Raw genomic sequence first — 12,180 nt, 5'->3', positions numbered from 1 at the left:
GCTCTGACGACCTGTCTATTAGATTGTATGGCCATGCTTAAGGGATATGGGATCCCCCACATCCCTTTTTGGTTATATCAACTGCCGTCCAGATTAGCGCAGTGGTTTCTTCAAGGAGTACAGTTCTTCCTCGATCGATGCTAATTTCTGTTCTACAGCCTGCCGTGCCTCATCGATCGCCTTGTTATAGACATAAGGTGCCAGCTCTTTGAGCATAAAATCGAGCAATTGTTCCGCAGCAATATCCCCTATACTCTCTGAACGCTCCATTTCGAAATATTCCTTTACACTCTCTACAATCTCTTGCTTCTGCTCCTTCGGCAGCTTAATTGGTATCATTAATTATCAGTCCTCCATATATGTTTACAGTTCGAAGCTCTCTTTGATTATCTTAGCGACATTGACAGTGCTAATTGCCGTATTGTTGATGCGCAAATGATTGTCCTTTTGAATTTCCCCTGCATAGGAATTCAATCTGTGGTTCTCCATCGTCCAGGCTGGCTTCCATAGCTGAAAAAGGGCGACACCAGTTCAATCGTCATATGATTATGGAACAGCTTTAAATCCGTTATTTTCTCAAGCTCATGTCCGATGGTCATTTTACCAACGGCTTGCGGCCCGAACAGAACAGAAATAGCAGCTTCATACGAGAGCCTTCCCCACGTTATTCCAAAGAATATAACAGCTGTGAATTTAGGTCAACTCTTACTCAGATCTAAGCTATCTCAAACCTTGATTAGCCAATAACAGAAAAGGCAAGCCCTGATAAGGACCTGCCTCAGCCTGCTCAATCATTATTAATACTTCACATCTGCATATTCCAATTTCGTCTCCAATTGCCGCTTGGCAAAGGGACAAAGTCCGAATAGCTTGATCTGATGGTGTCTTGCATAATCAACAACAGTGGACATCAATTCCTCAGCCAATCCTTGTCCTCGATATTTGTCATCCACATAAGTATGATCGATAATATAGAGAGATTCGCTGGATATGCTGTAAGTCATTTCTCCAATAAGCTCCCCATTATTTTGAATATAAAATTGATGCTCTTCCGCATTATGTTGAACCTTGCTCATGAATCTCACTCCTTCTCCATTGCGTTATCAGAAGATTTGGATTTCCATTTGTAGGTAAGCGCTCCACTAGGACAAGTATCGATATGTGCAGCGATCTTATCGGCAGATGCGCCTTCCGTATTGACCCATGGCCGCTTCTTCAGATCAAATACCTCCGGCATTCCCTTCACACATACACCAGAATGAGTACATTTCTCTGCATCAAAATAAACTTCGATTTCTTCGCCTCTATACACTTTCTTACTCATGCCAAACACAACCTTCCATTTTGAAAATGTATAACTTCAAACCCATTACCGATCCGAATGGTTTTCACAAGTTTAGTATGATACTTTATAAAGTATAGCTACAGAAAATAAGTTTGTCTATGATCTACATTATGTTATGAACATCAATTCATTGTGCATGTTCTGAATAACTCACTCCACCAGCCTCTTTCTCGATTTTAGCACGGTTCATCACTACAATACCGATAATGACAAACACGATCGCAACGATTTTCAGCCCGTTGACTTGCTCTCCAAAGACTATGATCCCGATAATTACCGATAATGCTGTTCCCACTCCACTCCATGTCGCGTAAGCGGTTGACAGGGAAATATACTTCAAAGAAAAATTAAGCGATGTAAAAGAAAGCAAATAACCTACAACTACTCCAATACTAGGTAGAACTATAGTGAAGCCTTCCGACAGCTTCAGCATCGTTGTAGCGAAACCTTCAAAAATGATCGCCAACGTTAAATATAATACTCCAGACATTCTAGTGCCTCCTTCTACTACGCTGCATTCAACAAGACGATACCGGCAATCAGAATGCCCATTCCAATCCAGGCTTGACGGTTCATTTTCTCTTTGAACAGCCACATCCCGGCCAGAACAGTCAAGACCGTTCCCACGCCGCTCCAAGTTGCGTATACAAATCCCAGCGGTAGAAAATTCAGCGCTTGCGCCATGAGCCAAAATGCAATTCCGTATCCTACAATAACGCCAATAATCGGAAGCCACCTAGCGAAGCCGTTCGACACTTCAGCATTGTCGCAGCGAAAACATCCATCACGATCGCTAGGCCTAACAACAAGTAACTCATTTATCTTTCTCCTTATCAATCAAATCTAACAAATATTGAATGACTCTCCGTCCTTCCTCCTGACTTAACGGGTCACTGTTGAATAACCTGGAATAGAGAAAACCGTCGGCTACTAACCTAACGACTAGGCCAGCCTCAGGCGGAAGCCCCTCTTTGTCATCTCGCTGCGGAACCGCTGATAGTCATCTTCCCATAGCTGAATCAGATCCATATTCGTAGCAATCGCCGCTAGCATGCTGGAGCTAGCATTGTAATGACCCAAGCCTTCCAGCTGTCGAACTGTAGCTAGTAAATAAGACTTCGTATAGCTGCCCGTCTCCTCCAGTGCCTGCTGTAGCAATTCGCGGAACTCTCGGATCGTCTCCTCGTTCAGCCCCTTGATCAGCTCATCCTTGCTTGCAAAATGATACAACAGTCCGCCTTTACTGACTCCCGCCCGGGCTGCTACCTCTTCAAGCGTTAAGCGGCGAATGCCTTGCTCCATAATAATTGCGGAAGCTGCCTCCAAGAGGAGCTTGCGCTTAGAGTTCGCCATAACTGCAACCTCCTTATGTTCAATACTACGCATAAATTTACTGTACCGTCCAGACGGTTTTATTTTAACAAAAACAAATTCTCTGATCAATACTACTCCATGTAAAAATAAAAAAGGACGATGCCAAAAATGATGGTCCGTCCCTGTTCAAATGCATTCAACACCGTCTGCTAATCGCTTCCGGATTCAACAGCTTGATCGCCGTCTTCTTGTTCTTCTTCGTTACCTCTAATTCCCTCACTCGGGGGTTTAAGCACAAGGTTCACCTGTTTATTCCCGCTGTCTTCATAGACCTTCTGCGAGACAACAAAGCCTTCACCCTCTAACGTTACAAAAATATTAAGCACTGATAGCAGTTCAAGCGCATCTCTCAGAGATTGTCCCTTGAGATCCGGTACCTCGATATGCTCCACCGCTTCGGTCAGAAGATATACCTGCTGCCCCTTAATCAGCGAACTCCCTGGCTTCGGAAATTGTGATACAAGCTCTTGCCCATCGCCTAGCAAGGAATAAGGAATATTCCTATTGCGAAGCTCAGTTGTTGCCTGCTGCAAGAGAGCTTGCTTAAATCCGGCGCTCTGAGCAAATCTATGACCTCTGCCTCTGCTACGTCTTTGTTGTCTGACTTGGTGATCTTCTTACTTACTCCTAAATATTGGAGCGTCTGACTCATAATTTTCCTGAATACCGGTGCTGCTGCCTTACCCCCGCCCAGGTCTGAATTACTCGGTTGATCGATCACAACCAGCATCACGACCTTGGGATCATCGACCTGCGCGTATCCGATAAATGACACGACCTGCTTGTTATAATCATATTTGCCCTTGATTGACTTAACTGCTGTACCCGTCTTGCCTGGCAATTCGATAACCCTCAATATAAGCGTAGCGTCCGGTCCCTAACTCGCTATCGGATACAACCTGCTCCAGATATTCTCCAACTTCACGGGCTTTGTCCGCTGTTATTACTTGACGAATAGGCTCCGGCTTTGTCTTAGTTACTTCTCCGGACAGCGGATCGGTAATCGATCTAACGATATGCGGTTTAAGTAACAATCCCCCGTTGGCTACAGCACCTACCGCAGCCAGCTGCTGCAGAGGCGTAACCGATATCCCATGTCCATAGGACATGGTCGCATATTCGACTGGTCGTTCCGGATTCACGACTCCCCAGCTTCACCGGGCAGTTCGATACCTGTCTTTTGCCCAAATCCGAAGTCATCGACGTACTGTTTCAAACGCTCTGGTCCGAGCATTTCATAACCAAGCTTGACGAAGGCTACGTTACTGGAACGCTTGACTCCCTCCAGATAGCTTATATTCCCCAGCCTGCATGCTTAATGTCATGCAATGTCGCGCCCGGCACTTTAATGCTCCCCGACATGTATTTGGCCTCTGGATTGAATAGATTCTCCTCTACAGCACCAGCTAGCGTCACAATCTTGAAAGTCGAACCCGGCTCATACACCGATTTGATTGCATGATTATAAAAATTTCCCAGATCATCTTCCAGCCAATACGTATTCGGATCATAGGTAGGAAGGTTTGCCATGCCCAATATTTCCATCGTCTTCGGATCAGCGGCAATGACCGTCATACTGATCGGCTGCAGCTCATCAAATGCTTCTTTCATCGCTTCTTCGATATAATATTGGATCGTATGATCAATCGTCAGCTCGATATTCATTCCGTCCTTCGCTGGATTGTAGATCTCATCCGCCCTTGTGACCGTAATTCCCCGGCCATCACTTTTATATTCAAAAGAGCCATCCTGTCCTTTCAATTCCTCATCATACATCGATTCGAGTCCGGACACGGACTTGCCGTCACGGTCAACATATCCCAGAACATGCGCCGCGAGACTTTTCCACGGATAGAACCGCTTTTGCTCCTTTGACTGATAGATCCCTACGTCAATGATCTCATGCTTGTCCTTCAATTTCTGGGTAAATGCCTCTACTTGGTCACTCAGCTCCTGATCGATCTTATAGCCCTCATAGCGTATCTCTCGCTGTACGTAGAAGTTCCCATCCTTATTCTTCGCATTCACCAGCTTGACCAGTTCGTCTTTGTTCTTGCCAAGCACTTCACTAAGTCCAGTGGCCACTTCCTCCTGCAGTCCTAGACTATTAATCAGCTTCGGATTGACCGACACCGTATAGGCAGGTGCCATCATAGCCAGGACCTCGCCATTACGGTCCGTGATCGTCCCTCTGGTCGCATACAAGATCTGGCGTCTTGACCACTGCTTCTCGGCATACGCCTGCCAGAAGTCCGTCTCCATGACCTGCACCCAGAATACACGTACTAACAATATGATGAAGAAAAAAGTAATGCAGCCGCCTATGACTAACGTTCTTATTTTTAATCTTCTAATCATAATATGACCTCTTGATAAGATTAATAGAATGCATAGCTATATATGGATACATTATATTTCATAAAAATCCACAATCAAACAGTTTTTTAAAATATTCATTAATTTACGCGATAAATTAGTCAGTATGTTGACTAATAAGTAAATAGTCGATATTATTAAATAGTCAGTATGGTTACTAATTTAAAAGGAGCAGCCTATGGATATCAACATTTTACTAAAAGAACTGCATTTCATGCAGCAGAGTTATGCCACATTATTTTCCGTTGTCAATAAGGTTCAAACACGCGGAGACGAGAATCTCGAAATATTAACTTCAAGGCAGCATATGACTCTAATTGCAATAGCTCACTTACCTGTCGAGAACACCTCACTGATGAATATTGCTAAGAAGCTAGGTACCACAAAACAGACAGCGAACAAACTAATTACGAGCCTAGTGAACAAAGGCTATGTTCAGTCGATACCAAGCAAGCTGGATAAACGTTCTATCAATGTCGAGATTACGCCTGAAGGTAAAGAAGCGTTAATTACTTGCTCCGAGAGGTCCACATATTTTCTAGCAGATATGTTTCATGACTTTACAGCAGACGAGATTGAGACCTTTTGGAGGCTATTGCAGAAATTATATCGTTTTGACGGTGAAGAACAGGATGGTTACGAGGAAGATGCGAATTTGGAAATCGATGAGACTGCACAGTTGGATATCTCAGAATATCAAGGAAATGTATTCGCTGAATTCGCCAAACGGCGATACGGAGGGAAAGATCATGAATAAAGCCTATATGAATAGATCGCTACATCAAAAAGTAAAAGATACGGAGAATCAAGTTAAAGATAAGATTTATTATACAAGCACAAAAGTAAAAAAAGCTGCTTCTCAAGCCCAATCATTCGTTAGAAAAAAACCAAGTACTGTCGATCATTATGTATCCATTACCATTGCTCTGCTTCTCATTACAGCTTCATACGTAACCGCTGCAAAATGGATGTTTTGGGTAGGTACAATAAGTATCGTTTGCAGTATGATACTGCTCATTATAAGCAAAAAAAAGGCAAGACCATAACGGTCTTGCCAAAAATATGCTTAGGAGAAATCCTACTAGAGGTAGTTTAAAAAGTCACCCTGAAAGTCTGACTTTTTAAACACGCACTATAAGAGGATTTGAGTTGATGAAACGTTAAGCCTCGAATTAACGAGAAATCATGTGGATTGGATGGCCTTCAACGAGTTCAGCCGTTTCCATTACGATCTCACCAAGTGTTGGGTGAGCATGAACTGTCAGTGAGACATCCTCAAGCGTTGCGCCCATCTCAACAGCAAGACCAAGCTCAGCAATGAGGTTCGAAGCTTCGATACCGACGATTTGTGCGCCGATTACCACTTCGTTGTCTGCATTAGCTACGATTTTGACGAAGCCTTCAGTAGCATTCACGGAAGTTGCACGTCCGTTAGCAGCAAATGGGAACTTGCCCGCTTTAACCTTGATGCCTTTTTCCTTAGCTTCTTTCTCAGTTAAGCCTACGCTTGCGCATTCAGGATCTGAGAATACTACAGCTGGCATACCTTTGTAGTCAATTACAGATGGTAAGCCTGAGATGACTTCTGCCGCAACTTTACCTTCGTAAGAAGCTTTATGAGCAAGTGCAAGACCTGGAACAATGTCGCCGATAGCGAATACTTTAGGGTTACTTACACTACGTCCTTGATGGTCAACTTTAACCATACCGCGATCTGTCAATTCGATGTTAGCCAGATCAAGACCAAGGTCACCATCAGTATTAGGACGACGTCCTACTGTTACAAGCAGGTAGTCCGCAGTAATTTCTTTGGATTCACCATTAACAGAGTATTTAACCTTAACACTCTTATCCGTTTGCTCAGCACTTTCAGCCATAGCATTCGTTACGATTTCAATACCTGTCTTCTCCATGCCCTTCGCAACAAGACGAGTCATGTCCTTATCAAGGCCAGGAAGGATAGCATCCGTACCCTCGATGATCGTTACTTTCGTACCGAACTTCGAGTACATTTGACCAAGCTCAGCACCGATAACGCCGCCACCGATAACAACAAGGCTGCCAGGAATTTCTTCCAAGTTCAGTGCTTCTGTCGAGGACAGAATGCGTCCACCGAATGGGAATGGCTTCAATTCGATTGGACGGGAGCCAGTTGCCAGGATGCAGTGCTTGAAGCGATAACGCAGGGATTCATGCTCATTGAAAGCACGTGCTTCCGAATCATTGATGAACATGATTTCGCCTTTGAACACTTCAATTTTGTTGCCTTTAAGCAAACCGGTAACACCTTGAGTCATTTGCTTAACAACGCCGTTCTTGAATTCTTGTGTCTTAGCAAAGTCTACAGTTACATTCTCAGCAGTAACACCAAAAACGTCACCATGCTTAGCGTTCTCATAGGAATGAGCAGCCGCGATCAACGCTTTGGAAGGAATACATCCGCGGTTCAAGCATACGCCGCCGAGTTCCGATTTATCAGCGATGATAACCTTTTGTCCGAGCTGGGCGGCACGAATTGCTGCCACATAACCGCCAGGACCAGCACCTACAACTAGTGTATCAATATCGATTGAAGCGTCTCCTACTACCATGTTGTTACACCTCCATTACAAGCAGCTCAGGGTTGCCAAGCAGTTGTTTAATGTAGTTCATAAAGTTTTGAGCTGTTGCACCGTCGATTAGACGATGGTCGAAGCTGAGCGAGAGAGCCATTACCGGAGCAACAACGATTTCGCCATCTTTTGCTACCGGTTTTTCAGTAATCCGGCCAGTACCCAGAATTGCTACTTCAGGGTAGTTAATGATTGGAGTAAAGAACATACCGCCAGCAGATCCGATGTTCGAGATCGAGATCGTGCTACCCTTCATTTCAGCAGCAGACAATTTACCTTCGCGACCGCGAAGTGCCAAATCAGAAATAGCTTCAGCGATCATCCAGATGCTCTTACGATCTGCTTCCTTGATTACAGGAACGATCAAGCCGTTATCAGTATCTGTAGCAATACCGATGTCATAGTGTTTCTTATATACAATTTCATTATTTACTTCATCGATCGATGCATTAAGAGCTGGGAATTTACGGGAAGCAGCAACGAGTGCCTTCACGATAAATGGCAAGTAAGTTACTTTGATGCCCTTCTTCTCAGCTACAGGTTTCATGCGTTTACGGAAAGCAACGAGTTCTGTTACATCAACTTCGTCCATAATCGTAACGTGCGGAGCTGTGTAAGCCGATTTAACCATCGCATTGGAAATGGCTTTACGGATGCCCTTGAATGGAACGCGTTCTTCTTCACCAGCTGCAGTAGATACTGCTGTTGGTGCTGCAACTGCTGCTGCCGCTTGACCAGCGTCTGTGGAAGCCGGTGCTGCTGCTGGAGCTACGCCACCATTCTTGAACGCTTCAACATCTTCGCGAGTGATCTTGCCAGCTTTACCTGTGCCAGCTACTTGCGCAATGTCGATACCTTGCTCACGAGCAAATTTGCGAACGCTAGGAGTAGCCAGTACTTCACGGTCTGGAGCAGCTGGTGCTTCTGCCGCAGCTGCAGGTGCTGCAGCCGGTGCTGCAGGTGCTGCTTCTGCTGCTGGAGCTTCTTCTTCAGCAGGTGCATCTTGCTCAGGAATGTCACCAGTTGCGTCGATGATAGCAACGACTTGACCCACGCGGAAAATAGCGCCGTCCGTACCGAACACTTCTTGTACTGTACCTTCTACCGGACATGGAACTTCAACGACAGCCTTGTCGTTTTGTACTTCCATGATGATGTCTTCGTCAGTTACTTTGTCGCCTGGTTTGATGTGCATCTTAATAATTTCGCCTTCATGCAAACCTTCACCAAGCTCTGGAAAACGATATTCAAACTTTGCCACTTGGAGGACCTCCTATAAATATTACGTTTTATTAAAATTCGAGTACTTTATTAACGCCTTCGATAATACGAGCTGTTGTTGGGAGCCATTGATCTTCGATTTGCGCGAACGGATAAACGGTATCCGGAGCAGCAACGCGAAGTACTGGAGCTTCCAAATGCAGAAGGGCATGCTCATTAATTTGAGCGATAACTTCTGCAGCAATACCAGCAGATTTCTGAGCTTCTTGAACGATAATTACACGGTTCGTCTTCTTAACGGAAGCAAGAATCGTATCCAGGTCGAGCGGTACCAAAGTACGCAAGTCGATAACTTCAGCTTTGACGCCATTCTTCTCAAGCTCTTCGGCAGCTTTCACTGCAGTATGAACCATCAAGCCATAGGAAAGGATCGTAACATTGGAACCTTCACGGACAACGTTAGCCTTACCAAGCTCTACAGTATATTCACCTTCAGGTACTTCATCACGGAAAGCATGGTACAAGTTCAAATGCTCCATGAAGAAGACAGGGTCGTTGTCACGGATAGCCGAGATCAACAAACCTTTTGCATCATAAGGACTCGAAGGAATTACCAATTTAATACCAGGAGTTTGTGCGATCAAGCCTTCAAGAGAGTCAGTATGCAACTCAGCTGCTTTTACGCCGCCACCAAATGGTGTACGGAATACAACTGGGGAGTTGTAACGACCACCGGAACGATAACGCATACGCGCTGCTTGAACCAGGATTTGATCGAGCGCTTCAAAAATGAAACCTACGAATTGGATTTCCGCGATTGGGCGGAAGCCTTGAATTCCAAGACCTACTGCCATACCGCCGATAGCTGATTCAGCCAGCGGAGTATCGATTACACGCTGTTCTCCAAATTCTTTTTGCAAACCTTCAGTTACACGGAATACGCCGCCGACATTACCTACGTCCTCACCGAAGATAAGTACATTCGCATCCCGCTTCATTTCTACGCGCATCGCATCGCGAATTGCTTCTTTCATATTCATTTGTGCCATTGCTTCATTTCCTCCTCATTAGAACTAGAACAACCAATCAGCATATTTATCCCTATATAGAAGTTGTTAAAAAACACACACTTATAGGGTTAAGATCAAATTAATTATTGAAAATCAGCTTTTTGAGCTTCCAAATGTTTAGGAGTTGTTTCGAACATGCTGTCGATCAAACCAGAAACAGTCATCTTCTCAGTTTGTTCTGCTTTTTTGATTTGCTCATTTACTTTAGCCTTGGCTTCTTCTTTTACGCGAGCCGTATCTTCTTCAGTCCAAAGGCCTTTCTTTTCCAAGTATTTAGCCAAACGAGCGATTGGATCTTTCTCATTCCATTGTCCTTCTTCTTCTTTAGTCCGGTATTTCGAAGTATCATCGGACAAAGAGTGTGGACGGAAACGGTAAGTAACGGCTTCGATCAATGTTGCTCCTTCTCCGTTACGAGCGAGTTCAGCAGCTTCACGTACCGCACTAATTACAGCAAATACGTCCATACCGTCAATTTTCACGCCACGGATGCCGGCTGCAACTGCTTTGTGTGCAATCGACTTAGCTGCGGTTTGTTTAGCGAATGGAGTTGTAATGGCATAGCCATTATTTTGCACAAAGAAAATAACCGGAAGTTTAAATACTCCAGCATAGTTCAATGCTTCGTAGAAATCACCTTCAGAAGAACCACCGTCACCTGTGTAGGTAATAGCTACATGCTTTTGTTGTTTCAATTTGTAGCCCATTGCAATCCCCATAGCATGAAGCACTTGAGCGCCAATGATGATTTGCGGCATCAATACGTTAACACCTTCTGGAATTTCTCCACCATGCTGATGTCCACGGGAGTATAGGAATGCTTGATAAAGTGGAAGACCGTGCCATACGAGCTGCGGCATATCGCGGTAGCCAGGGCATACGAAATCTTCTTTATCCAGAGCAAATTCACTACCTACCATTGTAGCTTCTTGTCCAGATACAGGAGCATAGAAACCGAGACGTCCTTGACGGCCCAGGTTAACAGCACGGTCGTCCCAAGTACGGGTAAATACCATGCGATACATAAGTTCTTTTAATTGATCATCGGTTAAGTCAGGAGCTTTCTCTTTGTTCACGATTTCACCGTCTGGCGACAGCACGGACAAAGCTTCGACGTCCTCCGTATATACTTCATAAGGAATCTTGCTCATTTTTTTCACCTCGACGAAATATTTGAATATCATGGATCTCTGTTATAGAATTATTATACAACTGTTTTAGTCGTTAAGTCAAAGGAAATGCGCTTAAACAACAAAATTTTTATTTTTGTTTGTATAACAGGTGTATCAAATTTATGTAACAGAGTTCGTGGTTCAAGGTACTGTGCTACCCTTGTCCCTATGGTTATGTTAACTTAAATACATCTGCAAAGCAAAACAATCGAGAAGGAGATACACGCAAAATGACGGATTCGCGCTATCTGAAACGAACCATTATTAAAGAAGAAATCGATAGTAAGCATCTGGGAGAGAAACGGTCCCTACGCATCTACCTACCTCCAGGATATAATGAAGTTATTAGTTATCCGGTGGTTTACTGCCAGGACGGCGAGGAATTTTTCAACTTCGGACGCATTGCTACGACAGCAAATCAGCTGATTCTCGATGAAGACATAGATCCGTTTATCATTGTCGGCGTAGAAGTGGACACCTCCGTTCGTACCGCGGAATATTCTCCTGAAGGAGAACGGTATGAGGCTTATACAGCCTGCTTCACTGAAGAAATTATTCCCTTTGTAGAGCGCAATTATCCCGTCCGCCGTACGGCGCAGGAGCGCATTCTTGCCGGAGACTCACTCGGCGGTTCAGTCTCTTTGCATATCGCTATGAAAAACCGCACACTGTTTTCCAAAATCATCAGCTTGTCCGGTGCATACTATGAACCATCCTTGAAATTGATCGCTGCTGAACATGATTTATCAAATCTCTCCCTCTATATGATTATCGGTTTGCAGGAAGACAAGTTTACTAATTCATTTGGAACCTGCAATTTCGTGGAATTGAACCGCGAAGCTAAGAAGCTGCTTGAGGAGCGAGGCGCTAAAGTGAAGTATTTGGAGAAGGATGGCCAGCATCTCTGGGGATTTTGGCAGAAAGAACTGCCTGAGGCGCTTACGTATTTTTTATAATAACTAACATATGCGAAAAAAAGAGCGGATTGCGCGGGAATCATATATACCGCG

Annotated in this window: 16 protein-coding genes and 3 pseudogenes; 3 read left to right on the top strand and 16 right to left on the bottom strand. The window is 44.4% G+C overall.

Features of this window, described 5'->3' with window-relative positions:
- Positions 1 to 93 precede the first annotated feature (93 nt).
- The 12 genes and pseudogenes from RE628_RS12045 to RE628_RS11995 form a co-directional block, all read right to left on the bottom strand.
- A complete protein-coding gene (locus RE628_RS12045; protein WP_309158907.1) occupies positions 94 to 339 on the bottom strand; it encodes a DUF2164 domain-containing protein in 246 nt (81 codons plus the stop codon).
- 149 nt (positions 340 to 488) lie between these two features.
- Positions 489 to 599 (bottom strand): annotated as a pseudogene (locus RE628_RS29615) (shikimate kinase); the annotation flags it as partial.
- Positions 600 to 797: 198 nt separating this feature from the next.
- Entirely contained in the window at positions 798 to 1,076 is a 279-nt protein-coding gene (locus tag RE628_RS12035) for a GNAT family N-acetyltransferase (RefSeq protein ID WP_309158906.1), read from the bottom strand.
- Between the two features lie 5 nt (positions 1,077 to 1,081).
- Positions 1,082 to 1,324 carry a (4Fe-4S)-binding protein gene (locus RE628_RS12030; RefSeq protein ID WP_309158905.1) on the bottom strand — a complete coding sequence of 81 codons (243 nt, stop codon included), beginning with the start codon at positions 1,322 to 1,324 and terminating at the stop codon, positions 1,082 to 1,084.
- A gap of 148 nt (positions 1,325 to 1,472) precedes the next feature.
- Complete coding sequence (locus RE628_RS12025; protein ID WP_309158904.1) at positions 1,473 to 1,835, bottom strand: DMT family transporter; 363 nt, start codon at positions 1,833 to 1,835, stop codon at positions 1,473 to 1,475.
- Positions 1,836 to 1,852: 17 nt separating this feature from the next.
- On the bottom strand, positions 1,853 to 2,182 hold the full coding sequence (locus RE628_RS12020) for a DMT family transporter (protein ID WP_309158903.1): 330 nt from the start codon (positions 2,180 to 2,182) through the stop codon (positions 1,853 to 1,855).
- Positions 2,160 to 2,273, bottom strand: a pseudogene (locus RE628_RS29610) (hypothetical protein); the annotation flags it as partial. The gene RE628_RS12020 and the pseudogene RE628_RS29610, both read right to left, overlap by 23 nt.
- 14 nt (positions 2,274 to 2,287) lie before the next feature.
- A complete protein-coding gene (locus tag RE628_RS12015) occupies positions 2,288 to 2,698 on the bottom strand; it encodes a TetR/AcrR family transcriptional regulator (protein WP_309158902.1) in 411 nt (136 codons plus the stop codon).
- 170 nt (positions 2,699 to 2,868) lie between these two features.
- Positions 2,869 to 3,252, bottom strand: coding sequence for a PASTA domain-containing protein (locus RE628_RS12010; RefSeq protein WP_309158901.1), 384 nt, complete (start codon positions 3,250 to 3,252; stop codon positions 2,869 to 2,871).
- Positions 3,198 to 3,560: a penicillin-binding transpeptidase domain-containing protein gene (locus RE628_RS12005; RefSeq protein ID WP_309158900.1), complete on the bottom strand. Its 363-nt coding sequence runs from the start codon at positions 3,558 to 3,560 to the stop codon at positions 3,198 to 3,200. The genes RE628_RS12010 and RE628_RS12005 overlap by 55 nt, the downstream gene beginning before the upstream one ends.
- Positions 3,532 to 4,007 (bottom strand): annotated as a pseudogene (locus RE628_RS12000) (penicillin-binding transpeptidase domain-containing protein). Before RE628_RS12000 ends, RE628_RS12005 begins: the two are co-directional and overlap by 29 nt.
- A gap of 5 nt (positions 4,008 to 4,012) precedes the next feature.
- The gene (locus RE628_RS11995; protein WP_309158899.1) at positions 4,013 to 5,077 is read right to left on the bottom strand and encodes a peptidoglycan D,D-transpeptidase FtsI family protein; all 1,065 of its coding nucleotides are present in this window, start codon (positions 5,075 to 5,077) and stop codon (positions 4,013 to 4,015) included.
- A gap of 196 nt (positions 5,078 to 5,273) precedes the next feature.
- Between RE628_RS11995 and RE628_RS11990 the strand changes: the two genes are divergently transcribed.
- Complete coding sequence (locus RE628_RS11990; RefSeq protein ID WP_309158898.1) at positions 5,274 to 5,852, top strand: MarR family winged helix-turn-helix transcriptional regulator; 579 nt, start codon at positions 5,274 to 5,276, stop codon at positions 5,850 to 5,852.
- Positions 5,845 to 6,141 (top strand): hypothetical protein, encoded by a 297-nt coding sequence (locus tag RE628_RS11985; protein ID WP_309158897.1) that lies wholly within the window; start codon positions 5,845 to 5,847, stop codon positions 6,139 to 6,141. Before RE628_RS11990 ends, RE628_RS11985 begins: the two co-directional genes overlap by 8 nt.
- 126 nt (positions 6,142 to 6,267) lie before the next feature.
- Here RE628_RS11985 and lpdA read toward each other — a convergent pair whose 3' ends face one another.
- The 4 genes from lpdA to pdhA form a co-directional block, all read right to left on the bottom strand.
- A complete protein-coding gene (gene lpdA, locus RE628_RS11980) occupies positions 6,268 to 7,686 on the bottom strand; it encodes a dihydrolipoyl dehydrogenase (protein ID WP_309158896.1) in 1,419 nt (472 codons plus the stop codon).
- Positions 7,687 to 7,690: 4 nt separating this feature from the next.
- Positions 7,691 to 8,968 (bottom strand): dihydrolipoamide acetyltransferase family protein, encoded by a 1,278-nt coding sequence (locus RE628_RS11975; RefSeq protein ID WP_309158895.1) that lies wholly within the window; start codon positions 8,966 to 8,968, stop codon positions 7,691 to 7,693.
- Positions 8,969 to 8,999: 31 nt separating this feature from the next.
- A complete protein-coding gene (locus RE628_RS11970) occupies positions 9,000 to 9,977 on the bottom strand; it encodes an alpha-ketoacid dehydrogenase subunit beta (RefSeq protein ID WP_309158894.1) in 978 nt (325 codons plus the stop codon).
- 104 nt (positions 9,978 to 10,081) lie between these two features.
- A complete protein-coding gene (gene pdhA, locus RE628_RS11965) occupies positions 10,082 to 11,149 on the bottom strand; it encodes a pyruvate dehydrogenase (acetyl-transferring) E1 component subunit alpha (protein WP_309158893.1) in 1,068 nt (355 codons plus the stop codon).
- A 251-nt stretch (positions 11,150 to 11,400) separates the two neighbouring features.
- Between pdhA and RE628_RS11960 the strand changes: the two genes are divergently transcribed.
- Positions 11,401 to 12,126, top strand: coding sequence for an alpha/beta hydrolase (locus RE628_RS11960; RefSeq protein ID WP_309158892.1), 726 nt, complete (start codon positions 11,401 to 11,403; stop codon positions 12,124 to 12,126).
- The last annotated feature ends 54 nt before the right edge of the window (positions 12,127 to 12,180 follow it).

Source organism: Paenibacillus sp. D2_2 (assembly GCF_031199965.1).
GTDB lineage: Bacteria > Bacillota > Bacilli > Paenibacillales > Paenibacillaceae > Fontibacillus.
This window is presented reverse-complemented; position numbering and strand designations above follow the sequence as displayed.

Bases quoted from the DNA above. Each gene is read 5' to 3' on its own strand.
- RE628_RS12030 (WP_309158905.1), bottom strand. From the start codon at position 1,324: ATGAGTAAGAAAGTGTATAGAGGCGAAGAAATCGAAGTTTATTTTGAT.
- RE628_RS11985 (WP_309158897.1), top strand. From the start codon at position 5,845: ATGAATAAAGCCTATATGAATAGATCGCTACATCAAAAAGTAAAAGAT.
- lpdA (WP_309158896.1), bottom strand. From the start codon at position 7,686: ATGGTAGTAGGAGACGCTTCAATCGATATTGATACACTAGTTGTAGGT.
- pdhA (WP_309158893.1), bottom strand. From the start codon at position 11,149: ATGAGCAAGATTCCTTATGAAGTATATACGGAGGACGTCGAAGCTTTG.
- RE628_RS12025 (WP_309158904.1), bottom strand. From the start codon at position 1,835: ATGTCTGGAGTATTATATTTAACGTTGGCGATCATTTTTGAAGGTTTC.
- RE628_RS11970 (WP_309158894.1), bottom strand. From the start codon at position 9,977: ATGGCACAAATGAATATGAAAGAAGCAATTCGCGATGCGATGCGCGTA.
- RE628_RS12045 (WP_309158907.1), bottom strand. From the start codon at position 339: ATGATACCAATTAAGCTGCCGAAGGAGCAGAAGCAAGAGATTGTAGAG.
- RE628_RS12035 (WP_309158906.1), bottom strand. From the start codon at position 1,076: ATGAGCAAGGTTCAACATAATGCGGAAGAGCATCAATTTTATATTCAA.
- RE628_RS11960 (WP_309158892.1), top strand. From the start codon at position 11,401: ATGACGGATTCGCGCTATCTGAAACGAACCATTATTAAAGAAGAAATC.
- RE628_RS11995 (WP_309158899.1), bottom strand. From the start codon at position 5,077: ATGATTAGAAGATTAAAAATAAGAACGTTAGTCATAGGCGGCTGCATT.
- RE628_RS11990 (WP_309158898.1), top strand. From the start codon at position 5,274: ATGGATATCAACATTTTACTAAAAGAACTGCATTTCATGCAGCAGAGT.
- RE628_RS12015 (WP_309158902.1), bottom strand. From the start codon at position 2,698: ATGGCGAACTCTAAGCGCAAGCTCCTCTTGGAGGCAGCTTCCGCAATT.